21 protein-coding genes are annotated in these 21,879 nt (G+C 43.4%); 9 read left to right on the top strand and 12 right to left on the bottom strand.

Annotated features, from left to right (window positions below; all coding sequences use genetic code 11):
• Positions 1–2: 2 nt before the first annotated feature.
• Positions 3–548: a DUF456 domain-containing protein gene (locus tag H6G48_RS17660; protein ID WP_190722681.1), complete on the top strand. Its 546-nt coding sequence runs from the start codon at positions 3–5 to the stop codon at positions 546–548.
• Positions 549–640: 92 nt separating this feature from the next.
• Entirely contained in the window at positions 641–1,984 is a 1,344-nt protein-coding gene (locus tag H6G48_RS17655; protein WP_190722680.1) for a TldD/PmbA family protein, read from the top strand.
• A gap of 364 nt (positions 1,985–2,348) precedes the next feature.
• Here H6G48_RS17655 and H6G48_RS17650 read toward each other — a convergent pair whose 3' ends face one another.
• Positions 2,349–2,786, bottom strand: a complete 438-nt coding sequence (locus H6G48_RS17650) for a DUF29 domain-containing protein (protein ID WP_190722679.1) — start codon at positions 2,784–2,786, stop codon at positions 2,349–2,351.
• Positions 2,787–2,944: 158 nt separating this feature from the next.
• On the opposite strand from H6G48_RS17650, the gene H6G48_RS17645 reads away from it, so the two are divergent.
• The gene (locus H6G48_RS17645) at positions 2,945–3,235 is read left to right on the top strand and encodes a ribbon-helix-helix domain-containing protein (protein ID WP_190722678.1); all 291 of its coding nucleotides are present in this window, start codon (positions 2,945–2,947) and stop codon (positions 3,233–3,235) included.
• A 55-nt stretch (positions 3,236–3,290) separates the two neighbouring features.
• Here the strand turns inward: H6G48_RS17645 and H6G48_RS17640 are convergent, their stop codons facing one another.
• The 6 genes from H6G48_RS17640 to H6G48_RS27545 all read right to left on the bottom strand — a co-directional run bounded on the left by H6G48_RS17640 (position 3,291) and on the right by H6G48_RS27545 (position 8,746).
• Positions 3,291–3,629, bottom strand: coding sequence for a hypothetical protein (locus H6G48_RS17640; protein ID WP_147070274.1), 339 nt, complete (start codon positions 3,627–3,629; stop codon positions 3,291–3,293).
• A gap of 12 nt (positions 3,630–3,641) precedes the next feature.
• Complete coding sequence (locus H6G48_RS17635; protein WP_149985987.1) at positions 3,642–4,508, bottom strand: transglutaminase family protein; 867 nt, start codon at positions 4,506–4,508, stop codon at positions 3,642–3,644.
• On the bottom strand, positions 4,508–5,509 hold the full coding sequence (locus H6G48_RS17630) for an alpha-E domain-containing protein (RefSeq protein WP_079208838.1): 1,002 nt from the start codon (positions 5,507–5,509) through the stop codon (positions 4,508–4,510). The genes H6G48_RS17635 and H6G48_RS17630 overlap by 1 nt, the downstream gene beginning before the upstream one ends.
• A 114-nt stretch (positions 5,510–5,623) precedes the next feature.
• Positions 5,624–7,060 carry a circularly permuted type 2 ATP-grasp protein gene (locus tag H6G48_RS17625; RefSeq protein WP_147070266.1) on the bottom strand — a complete coding sequence of 479 codons (1,437 nt, stop codon included), beginning with the start codon at positions 7,058–7,060 and terminating at the stop codon, positions 5,624–5,626.
• Positions 7,061–7,101: 41 nt separating this feature from the next.
• Positions 7,102–8,337, bottom strand: a complete 1,236-nt coding sequence (locus H6G48_RS17620; protein ID WP_216844454.1) for an RNA-guided endonuclease InsQ/TnpB family protein — start codon at positions 8,335–8,337, stop codon at positions 7,102–7,104.
• On the bottom strand, positions 8,267–8,746 hold the full coding sequence (locus H6G48_RS27545) for an IS607 family transposase (RefSeq protein WP_199308304.1): 480 nt from the start codon (positions 8,744–8,746) through the stop codon (positions 8,267–8,269). The genes H6G48_RS17620 and H6G48_RS27545 overlap by 71 nt, the downstream gene beginning before the upstream one ends.
• 282 nt (positions 8,747–9,028) lie before the next feature.
• On the opposite strand from H6G48_RS27545, the gene petB reads away from it, so the two are divergent.
• Both petB and petD read left to right on the top strand, forming a co-directional pair.
• Complete coding sequence (gene petB / locus H6G48_RS17610; RefSeq protein WP_002738970.1) at positions 9,029–9,697, top strand: cytochrome b6; 669 nt, start codon at positions 9,029–9,031, stop codon at positions 9,695–9,697.
• Positions 9,698–9,748: 51 nt separating this feature from the next.
• Positions 9,749–10,231 (top strand): cytochrome b6-f complex subunit IV, encoded by a 483-nt coding sequence (gene petD / locus H6G48_RS17605; RefSeq protein WP_002738373.1) that lies wholly within the window; start codon positions 9,749–9,751, stop codon positions 10,229–10,231.
• 87 nt (positions 10,232–10,318) lie between these two features.
• On the opposite strand, the gene H6G48_RS17600 is transcribed toward petD, so the two are convergent.
• From H6G48_RS17600 to H6G48_RS17585, 5 genes are all read right to left on the bottom strand, one after another.
• A complete protein-coding gene (locus H6G48_RS17600) occupies positions 10,319–11,128 on the bottom strand; it encodes a squalene/phytoene synthase family protein (RefSeq protein ID WP_002798124.1) in 810 nt (269 codons plus the stop codon).
• Between the two features lie 269 nt (positions 11,129–11,397).
• On the bottom strand, positions 11,398–11,622 hold the full coding sequence (locus tag H6G48_RS17595) for a hypothetical protein (RefSeq protein WP_061433346.1): 225 nt from the start codon (positions 11,620–11,622) through the stop codon (positions 11,398–11,400).
• Between the two features lie 126 nt (positions 11,623–11,748).
• Complete coding sequence (locus tag H6G48_RS26930) at positions 11,749–11,877, bottom strand: hypothetical protein (protein WP_260324550.1); 129 nt, start codon at positions 11,875–11,877, stop codon at positions 11,749–11,751.
• Positions 11,878–12,208: 331 nt separating this feature from the next.
• On the bottom strand, positions 12,209–13,849 hold the full coding sequence (gene hmpF / locus H6G48_RS17590) for a pilus motility taxis protein HmpF (protein ID WP_190722677.1): 1,641 nt from the start codon (positions 13,847–13,849) through the stop codon (positions 12,209–12,211).
• Entirely contained in the window at positions 13,828–15,159 is a 1,332-nt protein-coding gene (locus tag H6G48_RS17585; protein WP_190722676.1) for an RNA-guided endonuclease InsQ/TnpB family protein, read from the bottom strand. The genes hmpF and H6G48_RS17585 overlap by 22 nt, the downstream gene beginning before the upstream one ends.
• Positions 15,160–16,635: 1,476 nt before the next feature.
• On the opposite strand from H6G48_RS17585, the gene H6G48_RS17580 reads away from it, so the two are divergent.
• The 4 genes from H6G48_RS17580 to H6G48_RS17565 all read left to right on the top strand — a co-directional run bounded on the left by H6G48_RS17580 (position 16,636) and on the right by H6G48_RS17565 (position 21,849).
• Positions 16,636–17,907 (top strand): RNA-guided endonuclease InsQ/TnpB family protein, encoded by a 1,272-nt coding sequence (locus H6G48_RS17580; RefSeq protein ID WP_190722675.1) that lies wholly within the window; start codon positions 16,636–16,638, stop codon positions 17,905–17,907.
• 183 nt (positions 17,908–18,090) lie between these two features.
• Positions 18,091–18,456 (top strand): response regulator transcription factor, encoded by a 366-nt coding sequence (locus H6G48_RS17575; protein ID WP_002798118.1) that lies wholly within the window; start codon positions 18,091–18,093, stop codon positions 18,454–18,456.
• 91 nt (positions 18,457–18,547) lie between these two features.
• Positions 18,548–19,078, top strand: a complete 531-nt coding sequence (locus H6G48_RS17570; RefSeq protein ID WP_190722674.1) for a chemotaxis protein CheW — start codon at positions 18,548–18,550, stop codon at positions 19,076–19,078.
• A gap of 89 nt (positions 19,079–19,167) precedes the next feature.
• Entirely contained in the window at positions 19,168–21,849 is a 2,682-nt protein-coding gene (locus H6G48_RS17565) for a methyl-accepting chemotaxis protein (RefSeq protein WP_190722673.1), read from the top strand.
• The last annotated feature ends 30 nt before the right edge of the window (positions 21,850–21,879 follow it).

The following is a 21,879-nucleotide window of genomic DNA, read 5'->3' as shown; positions in this document are numbered from 1 at the left end:
TCATGACTTTAGTAATTCTCTACTATTTCCTCATTGCCATCATGATAGTGGGGATAATTGGCGAACTGCTGCCCGCTGTCCCCGGCATGAGTTTGATTTTAATCGCCATGCTGGTGTGGGGTTTTGTCACCAAATTCGCGGGGATGGGGGTCGCTTTAGCCGTGGCCTTTGTTATCCTTCTCCTCAGTCTGGGGGTGGAATTCCTCGCTAGTTATCTCGGCGCCCAAAAAGTTGGGGCGAGCAATTGGAGTCAAATCGGGCTAGTAGTGGGTTTATTAGCGGGAATATTCGGGCTTTTACCGGCTTTACCCATTGGCGGCCCAATTATCGGCTTATTTGTCGGTCCTGTGGTCGGGGCTTTTGTCGGAGAATACGCCTATCGTCGCGATTTGGAATTAACCCCCCGTTTGCAACAATCCCTAAAAGTCTGTGTCGGTATCGTCGTCGGCACGGTTATCGGTCACGTTGCCAAAGCTATGCTGGCCACGGCCGCCGTTATCGTCTTTATTGTCACCACTTGGCCCAATCTCTCTTCAGTTATCAGTTAGAAGATGTTGAATGTTGGGATTTTATTTGAAATTTCCCCATTCCCCCATTCCCCCACTTCCCTATCACTATCGTCCAACACCAAAAAAAATCTATGCCAAAAGTTGAAGATATCGCCCAAATCGCTAATTCTAGCGCCCAAGCTTTAGGAATTGCTAAATACGACATCTATGGTTCCTCTGTGGATGAAACCGATGTGGATGTGTTTCAAGGGGAACCCAAACAGGTACAAGCTTCCAATCGTTCCAGCGTTATCGTTCGCGTCTGGAATCGGGATAATCAAGTCGGTGTCACCTCTACCACCGATGTGGACCCGGTGGGACTGCAATTAGCCCTGAAAACCGCCCAAGAAGCCAGCTTTTTTGGTGTTAAGGAAAATGTCCCCGATTTTAGTCCTGCCGCCACTGCACCTACCACAGAAGTGGCCAGCGAAATGTATAATCAAGCAGCTGTATCCACTCTCGTCGATAAGTTATTAGCCGCCGAAAAATCCCTACTAGCGGCCCATCCGGCTATTGCCAGTGTTCCCTATAATGGTTTGGGACAACAGCAGGTCAGACGTTTTTATCTCAATAGCGACGGGGCAATGCGTCAGGAAGCGCGTAGTTATGCCAGTGTGTATTTATACACCAAAACCGAACAGGAAGGCAAAAAACCCCGTAGCGCCGGTGCTTTTCGGGTGAGTCCGGGCCTGGAAAAATTAGATATCGATGGTTGCATCGAGGAAGCGATTACCAAAACTGTTAGCCATCTGGACTATCAACCGATTACCACGGGTAAATATTTAGTGGTTTTTGCCCCCCGCGCCTTTTTGAGTCTCATAGGAGCATTTTCTAATCTGTTTAATGCCCAAAATGTCCTTGATAAACAGAGTCTTTCTACTCCTGAATCCCTAGGAACACAAATCGCCGCTACTGCCTTAAATTTGTGCGATGATTCCCTCCATCCAGCTAATGTTGCCGCAGAAACTTTTGATAGTGAAGGCACTCCCACCCGTCGTGTGGAATTAATTAAAGAGGGGATTTTGAGGAATTTTCTCCATAGCACGATTACCGCTAAACGGATGAATACAGAACCGACTGGCAACGGTAACATTGGGTCAAAAGTAACGGTTAGTCCCCATTTTTATCACGTTTTTGCTAGTGCTAATCAACCAAAAAGCTATTCTTTGGAAACAGCAGAAAATGTGGTGTTAATTGATAGTTTACAGGCACTTCATGCGGGAGTTAATTCTCTACAAGGTTCCTTCTCTTTGCCCTTTGATGGTTGGTTAGTGAACAAAAATGAGCGCGTTAGCATCGATTCCGCTACCGTAGCCGGGGATATTTTAACACTGCTGAAATCGATTGTTTATCTGGAACCGGAAGCAGTTATTACTCCCAGTGGTGTTTGTCCCTACGTTTGGGTAGAGGGTTTATCAATCACAGGAGAAGCTTAACACTATACCAGACCAAAAATAGGGGGTATTAACAAGGGTAATACCCCCGCAAGATGGATGTTAATTTTATAGTCGTGGGTAAGCTGTTGACTATCCAAATTACACTAAATCTGGTTATTAAAAACTGATTAGGATTTGCGGCAAAAAGTACGGGCGAAGCATTCGGATAGAGAATCTACGGTTTCAGCGATAGGTTATTGCCCGAATGCTTCGCCCCTACAGGACGCGGGCCGATGAAGACCCAAGGTTTTGAACCACGATTCTCTCAAAATCTTGCACCTGTGGGAGCGAAACAGGACACTAAAACCCTTATCTCGTTTATATTTCACATTTATTCAGCTTTAGTATTACTCCTAATTAAGAACTATTTTTCAGCCGGGGGAAACCAATTATCATCTAATGTTTGTTCGAGGGATATATGAGCGTCTGAATTGAGGGAAAAAAGCTGAGAAACCGATTTAATCGCCACTGGATAAACTTTATCATACATAGCTGCTAATTCTGGCCGTAAGCTGGGACTATCTTCTAAACGATGCTGAATTTGGGCGCGAAAATTGACTATTGCTGCCGCCCAATGATTACCTGACCGTTTTTTTTCTTCTTGCCAATAAGCCAGCTTTAAAAGCTGTTCGATAAGACGGGTTAACAGACTCATTAAAGCTCGTCTATCACTTTTTCCCATACTCTCGATTTCTTCAATTAAATTATCCCAATCTACCTGCTCAAAATTGCGCTCTCGTAACTGTTTTACCGTCTCTTTTAGCCATTGATTATAATCAGTTTCGTAGGCAGTTGACGACATAATTTAACTCTCCATAGAAAATTACTTAGTAGATTAAGAAAGGTTAATGGGTGTATCCATTGATAGATAGGGTTTTTCGGCTATTGTAGTAGATATGTATGTGGGGAAGTTCAGATATATAGAAAAACTGGCGATTACGATTCACGACGGTTATAGTAATGTATAATGTAATGTATATACTTAAACCAGCTATGGTCAGCAAAATCCGCAAGCAAATTTATATCGAAGCCGAGCAGAATAATTTACTGAAAGAGAAGGCCCGACAGACGGGACTGAGTGAGGCCGAGATCATCCGACAGGCGATCGACCAACACATAATTTCCGTCAAATCTCCTACCCCGAACTTGAGTGCTTGGGAGCGAGAAAAGGCCTTTATCGCCGGTCTCGAAAACCGCCCATCACAACCGGGTAAAAGGGATTGGCGAAGGGAGGATCTCTATGAACGATAGAGTCCTGCTCGATACCCGACACCCTGCCGCCACGAAAAACTTTTTGCCGCAAACTCTATCTAGAAGAAGCCGAATTTTGTTCAAAAGTTAACTCCTCTAACACTTCCGTAACCAACTTGCCGTTGGCTAAACGCTTTAAACTTCTAATCTGAATATTTACTTGGGGAGTTTCTTCTAACTGTTGGATCAAAAAATCTGCATATTTGATTATCGCCTCACGCGCCGCATTTTTTTTAGTCCAAACTTGCGCCATTTCTAACATATTAGTAACCCCAATAAACTCCTCTCCCTCCCCATCTAAACTATGATTAGCCGCATAGGCATTAGCAGTAGGACACAACAATAAAACATAGCCTAAATGTCCTTTTGTTGCTGTGCCAAATCCTTTAGCCATAAAGAATCATCCTCAAGATAACAAATCGATGGAAATTGTCGATGATAGCTGAGATTCTATCACTTGATGACCGAGATTAACCGGTCGAGCATTTCCCTCTACCGGCGCGCAATAACGGGGAATTGGACTAGAAACGAGGCTTATATGACGGTCACTCACCGCTAATCCATGGCTAGGATCATAACCTTTCCAGCCGCCCCCCGGCAAATACACCTCTACCCAAGCGTGTAAATGTCTTTCTCCTTGGTCTAAATCTCCTTCTTGATAGCCACTGACAAAACGGGAAGCTAATCCCACACAGCGACACACATCCATAAATAAAACCACCAAATCGCGACAGGAACCCTGCTTATTTTTCCAAGTGTTTCCGGGTAGGTAGGGTTCCCCAGTAAGACGAATAATTTGCTGACAATTTCGGTAAATTTTGTCATTGAGATTAAATAGAAAAGATAGCACTTGTCCTTCGGTTTCCTGCATAATTTCTTGGGCTAATGCTGCCATATCAGGGTCATTAGCTAACCCATAAAATTGTCTGTAGGGTTGTAATTGGCTGTGGAGGGAAATGGGATAATCAAAGGGTAAACAGGTCGCCCAAGGTTCCAACAAATACTGAAAAGGATTAACCCCATGGGTTTCCACTTCACTGACCACATCAATCAATAATTCTTCCGTCGGTTGATTAAACCAAATTTGTAAACAAGAATTGCCATCGAGGTCGATAATATTAGTTATCGTTAAAGGTTCCGGGTTAATTTTGAGTGTGAACTCTCGCAAAGTTTGCCCACCATCGGATTTTGGTCGCAAGCGCAGCAGATGGGGTGATAAAATCACGGGTTGATTATAGAAATAGTTAGTTTGATGCCGAATGTGATAACGCATTAAGTTGTTAATTGGGATTGATATTGAAAGTTATTTACTGGCAGAGGTGAGGCAAGTTCAGGATTAAAAACGAAGAAAGTTTCTGTCATTTTTATTCCCACATCATTAACTCTTTTTTGAATATGGTCGAGGAATTCATGCAATCCCATTTCAATAATATCCTCGATAGTTAGATAGCTCATTTCCGCACAAAGTCGCCCTAAACTTCTTTCTACCGAATTCCCCCAAGTTCCTACAGGAGTCCCTGTAACTTGATGCAAACAGTGGTCTAATTCCCGCAGACAAAAGTGAATTGAACGAGGAAATTCTCGATTAAGAATTAAAAATTCGGCCACGTCACTAGGAGTAATCCGTCGTTGACATTTACGATACATTTCGTAGGCACTCACCGACCGCAGTAAAGCAATCCATTGAATTTGGTCTAGAGAAGTTCCTACCCATTGAGCGGAAGGTAAGAGATAATAGTATTTAACATCAAGAATTCTGGCGGTTTTATCGGCGCGTTCCTGTAATCTTCCCATAACGCCAAAATGCCAACCTTCATTATGAGTCATCGTTGCATCCATCACCCCTGCAAAACGGTGACTAGCCAATTTAACTTGGGTAAAAAAGTTCGGTAAAGTAGTTTGAGGATGGTAAGAGGAAGCATCTTTTACCATCAAGAAAAAACCATTAACCTGTTCCCACATTTCCGAAGAAATAATCTCGCGAACTGACCGAGCATTTTCTCGCGCCCAGCGCAAACAAGAGATAATTGAACTACTATATTCCGTGTCAAATGTCAAGAAATTGATCACATTTTCTGCGGTGGCTGTGCCGTAACGTTTCTTGAATTGTTCTAAATCTCCCGTAGTTAAAACCAAAGGTTCCCACTGTTGCAAAACACTGGTAGGTACATCTAACATTAAATTAAGGTTAACATCCATAAACCGGGCGACATTTTCTGCCCGTTCAATATAGCGATTTAACCAATAAATTGAATCGGCAACTCTACTAAGCATAATTAACCAGGAAAAAGTGAAAAGGTTAGGGTGGATTGGGCGAAAATAATTTATGCACTCGACTCATGATTTAATTTTGGCCGTAACCCAGCAAAATTTTGATTATTGTCTTGATTACTTGGTTAAAACCCAAGTGTCTTTACTGCCACCACCTTGAGAAGAATTAACCACTAAAGAACCCTTTTTCAAAGCCACGCGAGTTAACCCACCGGGATGCACATAAATTTCATCACCCCGATGGAGAATATAGGGACGTAAATCCACATGACGACCTTCAACTTCCGTGTCAATTAAAGTGGGAACCCTAGAAAGACTTAACACTGGTTGAGCGATATAATTGCGAGGATTAGCGGCAATGCGTGGGGCGAATTCTGCCCTTTGTTCGGGGGTAGCTTGAGAACCAACTAACATCCCATAACCTCCCGACTCATTAGCGGCTTTCACAACTAACTTATCGAGATTATTTAAGACATAATCTAAGTCCTTTTCTCGCCAACAAAGATAGGTAGGAACGTTATTTAAAATCGCTTCTTCTCCCAGATAATAACGAATCATATCGGGGACAAAAGCATAAATAACCTTATCATCGGCGACTCCCGTACCAGGAGCATTAGCTAAAGCGACGCGACCTTCCTGGAAAACTTTTAATAACCCGGGTACACCTAACATCGAATCGGGACGAAAAACCGCCGGATCTAAAAAGTCATCATCGAGGCGACGATATACCACATCTACCCGTCTTAATCCCTTGGTGGTTTTCATTTGTAGATAACCATCAAAGACGACTAAATCACGCCCTTCCACTAATTCTACCCCCATTTGTTGGGCAATAAAAGAATGTTCAAAGTAGGCAGAATTATAGGTTCCGGGGGTTAAAACCACCACGGTGGGATTAGGTAATTGGGGTGGGGCTAAATTGAGGAGAGTTTCCAACAGATGGGAAGGATAATCATCCACCGGTTTAACATTCATTGTCTGGAAAATATCGGGGAAAGTGCTTTTCATTACCCGACGATTTTCGAGGACATAGGAAATACCGGAAGGAACCCGCAAATTATCCTCTAAAACGTACCATTGACCATCTTTATCGCGGACTAAATCGGTTCCCGTGATGTGACACCAGATACCTCCGGCGGGTTTCAGTCCCACACAGGGTTTCAGAAATCCCGTCGCCGAGGCGATTAATTCGGAGGGAATAATGCCATCTTTAATGATTAACTGGTCATTATAGATATCGGAGAGAAAAAGATTGAGGGCTTTGATGCGTTGTTTCAGTCCTCTTTCTAAATAATCCCAGTCCTCAGCCGCGACAATTCGGGGAATAATATCAAAAGGAAAGATTTTTTCCACCCCTTGATTGTCACTATAGACATTGAAAGTCACCCCCAATTCAAACAGGGCCGACTGAGCGGTTTCCCGGTGTTGTTGAAGTTCTCGGGGTGGCAGATTCTGCAACCATTTGATTAAAGGGGACGAGTGGGGACGAGGTTGACCATCATCTAAGAATAGTTCGTCGTAGAAGCCTTCGGGATCGTAGGTATTTAATAGCACGCTGACCTCATTCCATACCGATACTTTTTTGCTAACATACATTAACAATGCACTCTAAGAGAGTCTCTTAAAGAGGGGGTATCTCCCAAAGCACGAAGAAAAATTCCTCGTGCGCCATTAATATCTCTATCCATCGTCTTGCCATCAATCTTGGATTTAATGACTTTTTTTCCACCTAAGTTATGTATTAATTCACCAGTCCAGCTAACTGTTTTCGACGTATAGGCTTCACAGCAGTCTATTACTAATTTACCCATCTCAAAAGCCTTATGCTTGAGAAATTGCTTAAATCGGTAATGAGACCAGTTAAGCATCTGTCTAACAGATTTTGAGCGAATCTTCCTGCTATTTTTTAGAACCATTTCTGACACTTCAAAAGTAGGCAAAAGAATCACATCAAAGTTATCAACTAGGAATCTAGCAACTTGATGATGAAGTTCATCTACTAAATTCCTGATTTTATTTCTTAGTCGATTAGCTGCTTTTCGATAACGGTTTCTGGTTTTAGCATTAACTTTGGTAGAACGAGAAATTAAATCATCAAGGTGATAGCATAATCGTTGGATTTTACCTATATCCTGACTCCCGATTGAGCCAAAACTATTAGGCGAGAATAGTGCCAGAAAATCTCTAACACCGGGGTCTAGGGCGACAATGCGTCCTTGGTTATCGGATTCGCATCGTTGCACCTCATGGGGAATAGCTAAATAGTATTGTCCATTTCTGGATACTAATCGGCTATCCCCAAAATTGTCGGGCAGTGATTCGGTGAAGCGTATTTGCCCTAATTTTGTGTGATATATTCCTTTTTCTGAAATGGCTGACTTAGGAATATAACATGATTGCTGTTTATCTTTACGGGAACGGAATTTTATTTTCTGGATTTCCCCAGTTTTTTGATATTTTCTTTGAGCATTTTTAACGGCTTCACAAGCGTCTTTGACTGCTATTGATTTAATCTGGTAGGGGACTTCTTTAGCCCATTCTGGTAAATCATTAATGATTCCGGTCTTGATAGCCTTCCAATTAGCTTTTCTATCTGGTTCCTGTAGATATTTAATGGTTTGGTTGAAGACAAACCGAGATACTCCCCACCAGTGTTTCATCAGTTTCTTCTGTTCTGTTGTTGGATAAATCCGCACTTTCTTTGATTTTTTGAGCGTACTTCCTGAGTCCGGACATTCGGCAAGAGAAGATGTGAAGTATTTATAACAAGTCTGCTGTAAGTTCTGATTCGGGACTGTGAACAGTTTGGTCGAGAACCAAGATTTTGCCACCGTTTTGTTCGACCATGTACTGTATAAGCTCGAATCTAAATCGGCATAATCTGTCCAGTGTGGACATAACAATTGTGAGTTTATTTCCCCACAATAATCTGTCCAGTATGGCTCTAAGTCCTTTTCTTTGGAAGTTAAGCCCACTACCGATGTCTTTGATGATTTCTGCCTCTGGATAGAATCCGCGCATAAAGCTGACTTGTCTCTCAAGGTCATCTCGTTGCTTGATTGAACTGACTCGGCAGTAGCAAACAAGGGAAGCTCTAGCTGCACCATTGACGTAAGACTGGACATCGTACAATCGTTGCCCTGCTTCGTTTTTGATACTTTTGATTTTCCCTTCATCGGCATATTCTCTTAATGTATTGGGATGTAATCCCCATAGCTCAACAGCTTTTCTTAGGGTCACAAACGTTCGCCTAAATAGTGGCGTATGTAGGTCAATGTGAGCAAATCAGTAACTAGCTGTCAACCTTACCTATTCCCAGTGTCGGACAATTGGCCCGATTTTTTGTAGTCTAGGAGACATTTTAAGGGAAATTTTAGGAAGTTACGTTTTTCGGGTCTAGCGATCGCCAATTGATCCCCACCGGTGGAGAAACCTGACCGGAGCGAGAATTAGACCTGAAAACTGTGTTACATTTTTTAAAGGTCACACATTAAATCTTTCATTTTTCTTACTGGTTACGCGATGTTTACCAAACAAGTAACGGATTCCAAAGCCTATCAATGGTTTGAGGAACGCTTAGAAATTCAAGGGATCGCTGATGATATCAGCACCAAATACGTTCCCCCTCACGTCAATATCTTCTACTGTCTGGGTGGCATCACCCTTGTGTGCTTCGTGATCCAGTTTGCCACTGGTTTCGCCATGACCTTCTACTACAAACCCACCGTAGCAGAGGCCCTCTCCTCCGTACAGTACATCATGAACGAAGTTAACTTTGGTTGGCTAATTCGTTCTATCCATCGCTGGTCTGCCAGTATGATGGTGTTAATGATGATCCTGCACGTTTTCCGCGTCTATCTGACCGGTGGCTTCAAAAAACCTCGCGAATTAACCTGGGTAACTGGGGTTGTCCTGGCCGTAATCACCGTTAGCTTCGGTGTCACCGGTTACTCCTTACCCTGGGATCAGGTGGGTTACTGGGCGGTTAAAATTGTTTCCGGTGTACCTGCTGCTATTCCCGTCGTCGGTGATCAACTCGTCACCCTGATGCGCGGTAGCGAAAGCGTCGGTCAAGCAACTTTAACCCGTTTCTACAGCTTACATACTTTTGTACTGCCCTGGTCGATCGCGGTCTTCATGTTGCTACATTTCTTGATGATCCGTAAACAAGGCATTTCTGGGCCTCTATAATTCAGAAAAGTATCTCTGTCGATCCGAAATCATTTTTAGGAGACATTATCCATGTCCACATTAAAAAAGCCCGATCTCAGCGATCCCGCTCTGCGCGCTAAGTTGGCTAAAGGGATGGGTCACAACTACTACGGTGAACCCGCTTGGCCTAACGATCTGCTCTATGTCTTCCCGGTGGTTATCTTTGGTACGATCGGACTCTGCACCGGTTTAGCGATTATGGATCCCACCATGATCGGTGAACCTGCCGATCCTTTCGCTACTCCCCTAGAAATTCTGCCAGAGTGGTATCTTTATCCCGTTTTCCAAATTCTCCGTATTCTTCCTAACAAACTCTTAGGTATCGCTTGCATGGCCGGCGTTCCCCTAGGCTTGATGTTAGTTCCCTTTATTGAAAGCGTCAATAAATTCCAAAATCCTTTCCGTCGTCCCGTCGCTACCGCTATCTTCCTATTTGGTACTGTGGTCACGATTTGGTTAGGTATTGGTGCCACTTTCCCCATCGATATATCTTTAACTCTCGGTTTGTTCTAAGTTACTGAACACCACCGGTTTGTTGCCCACGCTTGTGATTCCTGACTTTGGAAGAGCGATCGTGGGCAATTTTAATTTTGATTTCTTCTAACGGGTAATTTGTTGTACCAAAGCGATGACATCGCTGCGGCTGAGTTTTTCCTTACCTAAAGCTAGGACTTCGAGAGTGCCATGGGCTAAAGCGAGGGGAATCTTACAAAAATCAAGTGCCGGCCCATTAGGCAGCGATTGAGTGTAATAATCGGCTAATTTCAGATTACGACGGGCATAATTATGAATATCACTAATTGTCCAACCCTGGGGCAGAAAACTTACCCCCCGGCGCAGATCCTCGCCATGGTTGCGGGCAATATTAACCGCTTGTAAACCCCGACCAAAACCGATGGCATAACTGCGATTAGTTTGAGTGCCGTCGTACCAATTCCAGAGGTCAGACAGCAATAAACCCACCGCACCGGCCACACTAAAGGTATATTGATCTAATTCTATTTCTGTGCGAATATCCCAGTTATTCCCAGCCCAGTAGGCCATGCGATCGGCCATGGCCGCCGTGGCATCCCAGACCCGGGGGGCGATCGAATCCGGTGCTAACAGGGCCCATTCGCCAATTCTCAGGGTTACTTCCGGCAAAATCTCCCGATGGACTAAGCCAAAAGCAAAGTCCTCTTTGGTGGAATTTTCAGTACCTGCTTGTAAGTTCAGGCTAATTTGTCTTAATATCTGCGATTTACTGAAGTTATCTAGGTCGGGATGGTCTTCTACTTCATCGATCGCCCTCATACAGAGATAAGCTGAGGCTACTGCCTCGAGCAGGCGATCCGGTAAACGACTTATGGGAATATAAAAAGTTCGACTCGTTTCTTGCAGAATCGTTAAAGCATTATCGCGCAAATTCATTCAGTCCTCTCCTCACGCCAACTTAGGTAACTACGAGTTAAACCAATCCGATAGATCGGTTTAGGTGATTCCGATGTTCCTAAGACAAAGTTGCTGTCTATTGTAGTATTATTATTCAAAATTTCGAGATTATTCTCGAAAAAATCAACCTTTAGGGTCTTCTTGACAATTTTTCTTTCTGGGATAGCTGAAGGACAATTACGGGAATTTTTCGAGATTACGGGCTTAAAAAGTAGTTTTTGCCCGTTTTTAAGCAGTATTTTGCGGCTTCATGGCAAGGATTGAAAGGAGATCACTTGTAAAACCGGTCCGATCATGGCCAGAGTCATCACATCTGAGCGAATTTGACCTATAACTGTCACTTTTGCCTTTTTTTGGGTTAATTCGGCAGGCGGTTCCATTAATTCGTAGGTTTGACCGTTATCAGCAATTAATGCCCAAGTTCCCGTGCCTATTTCGATTCTTTTTACCTGACCGGTTACACTAATATTCATGCTTTAATTTCGCTCATCGAGGCGATCGCAATTGCTGCCACCGTTACAAGCATTTTATCGATATCTTTCCTCGGCATTGATTGTCAATTGTGCCGGACTTTAACCTCATAAATCAGTTTTTTTTATCTAAAAAGCGATTGCCACTTCCGCCACCACCGCTAAGAGGGATGCCACAGCCGCTAAAATTATTATTTCTCGATCGGATTGTCTCATAACTATCTGAGTATAAATTACTAATCTTAGTCTATACCACATCTAACCTAGAGTTAAATTGATCTATAGCGGTTCTCACACCTGTGTGGCACAGCTAAACCTTTGCTGATTAAGCTTTTCAACATCGATAATGTACCTCTTGCAAACAGGAAACGCTATAAATTATTTTATCCATAGATAAAAAGCTATAAAAGTTATCGGAAAAATCGGGTCTAAAACCTCGCCTTAAGGCGAAAAGTTGGTGGAGCGGGGCATAAATCCCCGTTACAAAAACGGCCTGCTGCCCCCTGCCTCCGTTAACGGCAAAAACGGCGAAATCTATGTCCAGATTGCCCTGTATTATTTGTTCAGGAAGCCCTAACACTAATTAAGCCTAACTGTTAATAGCGTAATGATAGGCACTACCATTAGATTCCATAGGCATCAACCACTGGGAAATAGTTTCTAGTTTTTGACGGATTTGATCGAGTTGATCCTGCACGGGTTGCAGGAAAGTTTCGTACTGTTGTACCTGAGTTTTTAAACGCACTAATACCAGATTAGCATCGCGCCATTGTCGCTCCTGTTCTTCAAATTCACGAGTTTTTTGCTCTAAATCCGACCATTGACCGTCAATACTATCGCTGCTTTTTTGTAAATCCTCTTGTAGTCCCTTGATTTCTGCTGCTAAACGTTGACTTTCTTGGAGATTATTTTGATAACTATCCTCCAAGAAAATTAACAATGGTTCAAAGCTACATTTTTGGGCATCTTCTGGGGATAAAATCCCCTGTCTCCGTTGCAGAATTTTCAGATGTTGAGAGCGAATAGCTTGCCTTTCCTGGAGATTACGTCTTTGTCCGACCAAAGTTGCCGCCAGCATTCCTTTTTTTTCCTGTTCCTCGGCTAATTCGGATTCTAAATTAGCTCGCTCGGATTCATCTATTGTGGCCATTCTTGCTTCTAATTCTTCCACGGTTTGGCATTGGAGAGTTAATTCTTCCTCTTCGTCGTTGACAAAAATTTCCCAGCGCTTGAGGTCTGTTTGTAAGTTCTTAACTAAGCTCTCCAATTCTTCTAAAGGCATTTTTTCAAGAGCTTCTAGATCGATTTTACCATCAAAATCTAGTTCTTCTCCTTGCAGGAGACGAAGGAGCATTTGTCGAGTAGAATCAGTGGTTTGTAGGGTGAGGTTAAGGCGCTCGAATAATTCCTGTTTTTGACTCAGAACAGTTTCTTGTATTTGTAACTGTATTTTAGCCGTTTCCAAAGCATTGCGACTCGTCTCTAATTCCCTAGCTCTTTGTTCGAGATAATCGAGCATTTCATCGTTGGTGACCTGACGATTTTCCACAGCTTTTTTCTGCTCCTCTAAACTCTGCCAACAACTATTTAAAATTGTCTGTTGTTCCTGCACAGATTCAAGAGTGGAATGGATAATTTGTGAGGGAGAATTGCCCCGATCATGATTATTAGCTAAACGCTCCGCTAGAGAGCGAATAAATTGTTGTTTTTCTGGGGAAAGATTGGGGTAGGAGTTACAATTTATTTGTCCTTCTTCCAGGTGTCGCTGTTGATCGTTTAATTGTTGTTTTAGGGTTTCCAGTTCTTGTCTTTTGCGCTCTAAATACTCGAATTCTGCCTCTATTTGTTCAATTTGCTCGATTCTTGTCTCCATTTCCATTTTCTGGCGGTTGAGAATCTCGCTTTGATAGGTGAGGGATTGTTTCCACTGCTCGATTTTCTCTTGATCTTTCTTGCTGCGCTCCATCAAACGGGAAATCTTTTGCAGTTGCCGCACCATCTCCGCTCCCGCTAATTCCGGGTTTCCTTGCAGTTGACGATTATTGCTCAAATTTACCAAGAGAAGCGCACCTTCACCCAGGGAGTTAGTTTCGTCGTAGGTTAAGATATCTTCCCCCGGTATGGCACTCCACGTCTGATCATTATGCTGACAGGCCAATAGTTTCAATTCGGTTTTGTAACCACCGATAAAACCTCTAGTCTGTTTTTTTACTTCTGCAAGGTATAGCACGAGTAGTTGTCCTCCATAATAAAAGTTTTTTTGACTTCTCCGACCCATAAATGACGGAGGATTCTCAGCGGACTTCGCGTCTTTTTAGCTGACCAGCACTTGAATTTCTGAGGACGAGTCAAAACGCCCCTAGACACTCGACTTAAATCAAAATTAAGTGTTGTGCTTACTTTCCGAATTATGTTAGCTGCCCCATTAGCATCAGCATTAATATACTGATTTTGAGCAGTCCGATACAATCCTCTTTTTGTTCTCTTTCCTGATGGTTGCCACCCTTCGGGTTTTTCAACAAATTTAGGTAGCGAGTCATTGTCTAAGAATGAAGCTTTTGAGGTATAACTTTCTTCTGTTTCAATAAACTTAATCCCACACTGTTCACACAATTGTCTAATGCGTTCTTTGAGTTTTGCTGTCGGAATTGAAACAAAAGATTGATGGTTCTTTTTGCCTAAATTACCTTCCCTCTTTTGGTCTTTGTTCCTTTGATGCTCAAGACAGTGATTAATAACAAGTCTAGCTGCTTTATTAACAGCATCTCTTATTTGTCGATTACGCTTTTCTGTGATTTTAGCGAGTTGAGTTGACCAAAATCCTTGAGGTTTTCCTTCTTTGAGAGTAGCTACCTGTTTGTTGTACCAACGATTAACAGACTTAAGATGCCTTCCATCAATTACAAAGCTAGTACCAAGACTAGAAACTCCTGTTAGCCAATTGTTTAAACCTGGCTCTAAACCTAGCACATTATCGGGATTGACCTCAATCTCGACTGGTTTACTCCCATAAACAAACTCAACATAAAAACAATGATTTCTGGGCAGTATTCTTAATTCCTTAATTTCTTGAAACCTCAAATTGGAGGTCATTGGCAAATAGAAGCTATCAAGTCCAAACCATTGCTTAACAGTTTTTCCTAAAGGGATTCTAATTTGATTATCAACCCATTTTAGGGCTTGCTGGGGATAAGTGACAAGGAACAGACCTTCTTTTTTTATGTATTTAGGTAGATGAGGCTCATCTGTTAACTCTCCCTTTCTATATTTCTGGTTTAGCTCTTTAAATGATTTAAATGACTCAGCAACACTTCTAAGTATTTGCTGTGCTGCCTGAGAGGATAAAACTTGATAGTGTTTGTTGTTTTTATACTCTTTCTCTAAATCAAATTTGCCAATAATTTTCTGGGTTTTGAAATAAAGTTGACGGGCATAATAAATTCCACAGTTAGTCAGCTTATGAGACTCAGCACAAATGAACTCAAGGATAGCCTTTAAATGTTTATCCATGCTCATTAGATTTTGCTGGCATCTATACATCGTATTTTTACCTCCTGATGTTATACTAACATAAATGCACTAAGCTGTTCATAATTTAAATTGCTTGTTGAGACGAGGCAAGAGGCAACACCCCCCCCGATGTCGGGGGAGTTGGGGGGTTGGGGGGGAGATTCGGCTAATCTAAGAATAAGCGGTTTAAATACGTCTTAGCTTCATTATATATGTATGAAGACTAAATCATTAACAATTCGTTTTGACCGCAGAAGAAATAAGCTATATTGATATGCTGCCCAGAAAGACAAAACCATAACAGCACTCATCGAAGACTGGATTGATAGTCTAAAATTAGAGGAAAAGGATACGACGGGTTAAAACCCGTCGATTCGCATTTCATCCATTGCTTAAAAAGAGAATGGCTTTCATGCTCCCGTGTTATTTCGGTAATCGGTTTTAGGGAGAGTTGGCGATCGAGGCTAGGAGCGGCCCGTCTATGGTTTCAGTGTAACCATCCGATCCCAAAAATTTTTTAATTTCTATCATTCGAGTTTTTCTTTTTGATTCATACATTTGTTCTCAATTTTCCCTCTTCCCCACTGGAAAATTTTTGGAGATTTTTCAGCGCAAATGTACTGTCCTAGTCTGAAAAAATTCGGCAGTCAATCTCATAAATCGGCTCGTGTTTTCTGACCCTTTTTACCTCTGGCTGCTGTGAATAAGCTGACTACACATCTAAATTATCGGTTAAGACGGCATGAGAGCTACAAGCAAAGATAGGGAGCTAGAACTTTTGTACTAAAAATCCCTAGGGCTGGTTTAAATTCAGTAAAGCTTACTGAAAAATATGTTACATAATTAGCTTATCAGATTTATTATTAGTGACAAGAGGAGGTAATACTAAATCCTGTTTAAAAGGTATAGGAGAGTGGGGTGTGGGGAGAAGCGAGCGCTAGAGCTGCGGAGTGGGGAGTAGGGAGAAACAATTGATAACTTGAGAGTTAATCACACTATTAAAAACGGATTTGGTGTAAGAGAGCGTTTCTCATCAAGAGGAAGTATGACAGCATTTGGCATCATCCCCAGACGACCAGCTACTGCTCCAGCCTTTCCCAGTTCCGGCCTTGCCCAAAACCCGAGACTTTGTACCTCACAAGTAAGATAAATGCTTCTCCTAGACTAAAAGAAATAGGGTCTATTGGGGGAGATTCCGAGAAATTATGGAAGGAAGCTGCAATGAGATCGAGATTCGCAGTATTTTACTGAGGAATTTCAACTAAAAGCCTAAAATCCTAAACCCCAACACCCTAAAACCTCACACCCAACCCCCAAACCCGAAAAAAAATCTCTTGGCCGGTGGTTTTTAACGGTGGAATTGGGAACGATAGAGATGAAACCCGAAAGGGTTAACTACAGAAACCTAAAACTTTTTAAAGTTACTCATTTCTGTAGCTAGATAACTAAAATAAGTAGCTTTTGCTACCGATAGATTTTAAGAACGTTATCAGGTATAATCAAGACATGAAGCTAGTTGAACGCCATATCATCACCAAATCCCCTCCTTGCTGGTCAGAAATTGACCATTATGCCTTCTTGTCAAAAAATCTGTTCAATCTAGCTAATTATCATTATCGCCAATATTTCTTTGAAAACTCCCAAAAACTGAGTTTTAATCAACTCTATCATCTGGTATCTAAAACCTCAGATTATTTAGCTTTACCCACGAAACCGAAGCACGCAGATAATCAGAAAATTGGAGCAGCTTGGGTTAGTTATTTTGCTGCTTTTAAAGCTTGGAAAAAACAGCCTGAAAAGTTTTTAGGAAAACCCAAAATTATTAAGTATAAGGACAAAACCAAAGGAAGAAACCTGCTAATATATTCTCAGGAATCAATTTATAAAAAACCTTTAAAAGAAGACCCCCCCAACCCCCCCGACGTCGGGGGGGCAAGGGGGGGGTGTCACTTGTCTATGAGCGACTTAAAAATTCCCACATCCAAGAGAGAAATAATTGCAGTGAGAATTGTCCCCAAAAGTAGCTGTTATGTCATTGAAATAGTATGTGAAAGACGGTCGGAAACCACAGATAAACAACAGATAGCTGGGGTAGATTTAGGAGTTAATAACTTAATGGCTGTAACTACAAATAAAACAGGTGTAGCACCTCTTTTGATCAATGGCAGACCGTTAAAAGCAATTAACACCTTCTACAACAAACAACGGTCAAAACAACAAGCTCAATTAAAAACTCGAAATAATCAATCCTTATCTAAAGGCTTGATACTCCTGACTCATAAGCGAAACTGTCGAGGAGAAAATTACCTACATACAGCCAGCAAAAGAGTAATAGATTGGTGTATTTTTCATCAAATAGGGACGTTAATAATTGGGCATAATGAGCGGATGAAACAATCTCTTAATCTAGGAAAAAGGAATAATCAACAATTTGTCAATATTCCCCATTATAGATTAATAGAAATGTTAACCTATAAAGCTCAATTAAAAGGGATAAAAGTCATAATAACTGAAGAATCCTCTACCTCACAATCCAGTGCTTTAGATAGGGATGAGTTAACTAAATATGGTGAAGAAAAACCATTATTTAAGGGAAAAAGGTTAGCTAGGGGACTTGATAAAATGGAAACAAATCAGTTGTTAAATGCCGATGTCAATGGGGCATTTAACATCATTAGAAAAGTAATTCCTGATGTCATTGACCAGGGAATAAAGGGTTTGCCGTTTAATCCTGTAGTGCTTGACCCACTACGAATGACTAAGCTTTCAGGCTTTTAAGTAAGTTTGAGTAAGTTTAGTTGAGCGGTGAATCAAGTCCTTGTTTAGAGGGAAACCCCTGATAAATTTCAGATTGCGTTGGAGGCAAAAATGAGAGAAATTTCGGAGCATCCGGTCAACGGGGACTATTATCGGGCATCTTTTGCCATTGTTGTTCTTGGCAGCCTAGCTAGGTAGGGAGTTATGAGCGAAATATTGCTGGTAGAAGACAGCCAAACGCAAAGGGAACTGATCTGTGATCTACTCCGCAATAGCGGCATTAAGGTCACGATCGCCACGGATGGGGTGGAAGCCCTCGAACATATTCAGAGAGCCAATCCGGATCTCGTCGTCCTCGATATCGTCATGCCCCGCATGAATGGTTATGAGGTGTGTCGTCGTCTCAAGTCGGATCCAAAAACCAAAAATGTCCCGGTGGTCATTTGTTCCTTGAAAGGGGAAGTCTTTGATCGCTATTGGGGCATGAAAATCGGAGCCGATGCCTACATTGTCAAGCCCTTTGAACCGATTGAGTTCATTTATACCATTAAACAACTGTTGCGCCGATAAAATCGCCCTCACCGGGGACAGTCTAGCTATGGCATAGGTCAAGACAGCTAAAAACGCCGCCCGAATTATTAGTTGCAAGAGAACTAAACTCATGCTTAACAACGCCGATTTTTTTGCTGGTAACGCTCAAAATATCGCCCCCGACAATCAGGAATTACAAACTCCCGTCGGTGAACTGTACTTGCGATTTTATCTACCCTCTCAGGACGAGTTTGCCCTTAGTGCCGTGGGAATTTGCGAGGTAATACAGCAACCACTAGATCGCATTACCCCCATTCCCAATGCTTCACCCTTGCTCCTCGGCACGATCAATCTCCGGGGTCAAGTGATCTGGGTGGCGGATCTCGGGCAATTTTTGGGGGATAGCAGCCGCTTAAACACCGATCGAGCCGAAATTCCCATAATTGCGATCAAAGAAGAGGAAACGATCCTCGGTTTAGCGGTGGAACGTTTGGGAGATATGGAATGGCTCGACCCAGATAAACTAGGTAGTGCCGCCAGTATTCCCGATCAGATCGCCCTCTATGTGCAGGGAGAGTGGATTCTGGGCCAAGAATCAAAAAAAACCTTAAGACTACTCGATCATCTGGCCATACTCCGTTTTGCCCGTTGGGCAGCTTAAAACCTGAAAAAAATAGCAGAATAGGATTTATAGGAATTCTTTCTTGAAACTACTAACTACTTCATTTAACTTTACTAGGGGAGGGGCAAATGCCGTCAGGGACAGAATACGCAAAACTCTATAGAAAGGCTAACACCGCCTATTGCCAGGGCAACCTTGAGGATGCCGCCGTCATTGTCAAAGAGATGATCAGCAAGTATCCCGAGGATGCCAATGTCATGCTTTTACAGGGTCACATTCATCTAGGACTACAACAATACAGATTGGCGGAGGAGCGTTACGAAAAAGTGCTGCAATTGGCTAAAAATTCTCCCAATAGTTCCGATCTAGTCGATTATGCCCAGCGTGGTCTCGATCAGATTCGGCGGCAATTGCGTTTTGAAGCCGAGGAGGGAGATTTTACGATCGCTGCTACGGAAAGCATTGCCTACAGCGAGGCAGCTTTCGATCTAGGTCAAGGTTTTAACCATTCTCGCTCCTGGAAGTCGCAAGGGGCTGACACCGATGGACAAAATAAAGGGCTGGATTGGAATAGTAGTCTTTTCAATGAGGAGGATCCCAGCGAGCCTACGGTAAGTAAAGTCCATTCCTATGACGATGATTTTGAGGAATCGGAGGAAACCGCCTTTAGTGTCCTTACCCTGCCGGGCCCCGGCTCTCACGGTTCCCAGTGGTCTAGCGATTCGGCGGAGGGGGAAGCCCCTTTCCCCTTTTTAGAAGCGGCGGAGATTGACTCGCTGGAGGAAGGGTGGGACGGTGAGTTAGGGTCAACGGGAGAAGCCACTTTTATGGTTTCCTCTGATCTGGGGGGAAATCCCCTGACCGGTAGAGATCAGGAGTTATCCTATAGGGATACCCTAGAAGAAAGCACTTTTGCCATTGACCTGGAATCGACCCACCCACAAGGGGCAAAAACTGGCCCTAATCAGGGCAGAGTCACTCAAAAAAGAGACGAGGAAGACGAAACCGGAGATTTTGGGCAACCAGAACTCAATGATGAGGATTTAGACGGTTTTTCCCCACTGGCTCTGACGGATACGGTTCAAGGACTGGGGGACTGGGAGCTATTTACCCCTTCGGGGGGGGAAGCTTTAAGTGGTGGTTTTCTCCCCGAACCCAGTGCGCGCCTTAATGCCAGTTCTGGTGTGGGAGAGCCTAGTTTTAATCCTTCTCGTCTAAAAACCCCCAATGACAAAAGAGATAGTCATCTTACCCATGCCTCCGAGCGCTTGCTCAAGCCAGTGGTGGAAGTCAATCCGGGCAAATTAGGCTTTTTTGTCAACGCTTCTTTAGGCAAAAAACAACTAATCCTAGCGGCTTTAGCGGGTATTACCCCTGTGATCATAATTTTTGCCGTTAGTACCACCTCTTGGCTTTCTACGCTCTTGGCTGCCAAACCAGCCCCGAATAGCCAGGCAAAAACCGAAAAGGTTGCCCCCAAACCGGCCCCGAAACCGCCAGCCTCAGCCAGTCTTTCCCCCTTCAGTCAACCGGTACTAACCATGATGTTATTAACCGGACTGGGAACCCTGGCCCTGACTTGGCTAGGTTTACAGTTGCTAATTAGTCAGATTAAGGGCAGTCTCAACGATCTGCAAAGCCAATTCGATCATCTCTCGGAAGGTAATTTTAACGCTAAAGCGACGATCTACTCGGAAGATGAATTCGGTCAACTGGCCAATCGTTTCAATCAGATGGCTCGGGTGGTGGTAACTACCACCACGGAAGCCCAACGCCGCGCCGCCGAAACGGAACGGGAACGGGAAGACTTACAACGGCAAGTGATTCGACTTCTCGATGATGTGGAAGGAGCGGCTCGGGGAGATCTGACCGTGGAAGCGGAGGTAAGCGCCGATGTTTTAGGGGCGGTGGCCGATGCTTTTAATTTGACTATCCAAAACCTGCGCGAAATTGTCCGACAGGTGAAAAAAGCGGCCAAACAGGTGAATCAAGGCAGTACCAATAGTGAATCTTTCGCCCGCAATCAGTCTAGCGATGCCCTGCGGATGGCGGAGGAATTGGCCGTCACCCTTAATTCGGTACAGATGATGACCGACTCAATTCAACGGGTGGCGGAAAACGCCAGAGAAGCCGAAGAAGTCGCTCGCACTTCCTCGATTACCGCCCTGAAGGGGGGCGATTCCGTGGAAAGAACCGTGGCGGGAATTCTACAAATCCGCGAGACCGTATCAGAAACGGCGCGAAAAGTCAAGCGTTTGGCGGAAGCTTCCCAGGAAATCTCGAAAATTGTCGCGGTAGTCTCTCAGATTGCCTCACGGACCAATTTATTGGCTCTTAATGCCTCGATTCAAGCGGCGCGAGCAGGAGAGGCGGGCCGCGGTTTTGCGGTTGTGGCCGATGAGGTGCGTCAGTTGGCCGATAGAGCTGCTAAATCGCTTAAGGAAATTGAACAGATCGTTTTACATATCCAATCGGAAACGGGTTCGGTAATGACGGCGATGGAGGAAGGGATTCAACAGGTTATCGATGTCACCGAGCGCTCGGAACAGGCGAAGAAGTCCCTAGAAGATATTATCCAAGTTTCTAACCGCATCGATACGCTGGTGCGATCGATTACCGCCGATACGGTTAAACAACGGGAAAATTCCCTCAATGTCGCCCAAGTTATGCAGTCGGTGGAGTTAACCGCTCAGGAAACTTCCCAAGAATCCCAACGGGTGGCGGGTTCTCTGCAAAAATTGGTGAGTATCTCCCGGGAGCTGCTTTCTTCGGTAGAACGGTTTAAGGTAGACTCAGAGGATGATCGATAATCGGTGAGCGCTAATCAGTGGGTTATTGAT

This window comes from Microcystis flos-aquae FACHB-1344, assembly GCF_014698375.1.
In the GTDB taxonomy this organism is placed as follows: Bacteria; Cyanobacteriota; Cyanobacteriia; order Cyanobacteriales; family Microcystaceae; genus Microcystis; species Microcystis aeruginosa.
This window is presented reverse-complemented; position numbering and strand designations above follow the sequence as displayed.

What these genes read in the sequence shown, in the direction of transcription:
- H6G48_RS17660 (WP_190722681.1), top strand. Translation starts at nt 3, where the DNA reads ATGACTTTAGTAATTCTCTACTATTTCCTCATTGCCATCATGATAGTG.
- H6G48_RS17655 (WP_190722680.1), top strand. Translation starts at nt 641, where the DNA reads ATGCCAAAAGTTGAAGATATCGCCCAAATCGCTAATTCTAGCGCCCAA.
- H6G48_RS17650 (WP_190722679.1), bottom strand. Translation starts at nt 2,786, where the DNA reads ATGTCGTCAACTGCCTACGAAACTGATTATAATCAATGGCTAAAAGAG.
- H6G48_RS17645 (WP_190722678.1), top strand. Translation starts at nt 2,945, where the DNA reads ATGTATAATGTAATGTATATACTTAAACCAGCTATGGTCAGCAAAATC.
- H6G48_RS17640 (WP_147070274.1), bottom strand. Translation starts at nt 3,629, where the DNA reads ATGGCTAAAGGATTTGGCACAGCAACAAAAGGACATTTAGGCTATGTT.
- H6G48_RS17635 (WP_149985987.1), bottom strand. Translation starts at nt 4,508, where the DNA reads ATGCGTTATCACATTCGGCATCAAACTAACTATTTCTATAATCAACCC.
- H6G48_RS17630 (WP_079208838.1), bottom strand. Translation starts at nt 5,509, where the DNA reads ATGCTTAGTAGAGTTGCCGATTCAATTTATTGGTTAAATCGCTATATT.
- petB (WP_002738970.1), top strand. Translation starts at nt 9,029, where the DNA reads ATGTTTACCAAACAAGTAACGGATTCCAAAGCCTATCAATGGTTTGAG.
- petD (WP_002738373.1), top strand. Translation starts at nt 9,749, where the DNA reads ATGTCCACATTAAAAAAGCCCGATCTCAGCGATCCCGCTCTGCGCGCT.
- H6G48_RS17600 (WP_002798124.1), bottom strand. Translation starts at nt 11,128, where the DNA reads ATGAATTTGCGCGATAATGCTTTAACGATTCTGCAAGAAACGAGTCGA.
- H6G48_RS17595 (WP_061433346.1), bottom strand. Translation starts at nt 11,622, where the DNA reads ATGAATATTAGTGTAACCGGTCAGGTAAAAAGAATCGAAATAGGCACG.
- H6G48_RS26930 (WP_260324550.1), bottom strand. Translation starts at nt 11,877, where the DNA reads ATGTGGTATAGACTAAGATTAGTAATTTATACTCAGATAGTTATGAGA.
- H6G48_RS17585 (WP_190722676.1), bottom strand. Translation starts at nt 15,159, where the DNA reads ATGTATAGATGCCAGCAAAATCTAATGAGCATGGATAAACATTTAAAG.
- H6G48_RS17580 (WP_190722675.1), top strand. Translation starts at nt 16,636, where the DNA reads ATGAAGCTAGTTGAACGCCATATCATCACCAAATCCCCTCCTTGCTGG.
- H6G48_RS17575 (WP_002798118.1), top strand. Translation starts at nt 18,091, where the DNA reads ATGAGCGAAATATTGCTGGTAGAAGACAGCCAAACGCAAAGGGAACTG.
- H6G48_RS17570 (WP_190722674.1), top strand. Translation starts at nt 18,548, where the DNA reads ATGCTTAACAACGCCGATTTTTTTGCTGGTAACGCTCAAAATATCGCC.
- H6G48_RS17565 (WP_190722673.1), top strand. Translation starts at nt 19,168, where the DNA reads ATGCCGTCAGGGACAGAATACGCAAAACTCTATAGAAAGGCTAACACC.